Here is a 242-nt window from a genome sequence, read left to right as displayed (position 1 = left end):
CGGCATGCGGTCGGAATTCGTGCGCTTGTGGCGGAAGAACTCGGTACCGCCCTGGCAGTCCCCGGGGCGGCTCAGGTACAGGATGCCCGACCAGTGCGAGCGGTCCGTATGCACCTTGGCACGACCGGTATCGGCCGCCATCGTCAGGCGGAACTTGGCATGCGACTGCAGCGGGTTGACCGGCCGCAGCGGCTCGTTGACCAGTCGCGACACCGCCTCGGCCAGGCCCTGCATCTCGATGC

At 68.2% G+C, this 242-nt stretch carries 1 pseudogene; it reads right to left on the bottom strand.

Going from position 1 to position 242, the window contains the following annotated elements:
• Window positions 1-242: pseudogene (locus SB775_RS33135) on the bottom strand (hypothetical protein); the annotation flags it as partial.

This window comes from Peribacillus sp. SIMBA_075, from assembly GCF_046534585.1.
This window is presented reverse-complemented; position numbering and strand designations above follow the sequence as displayed.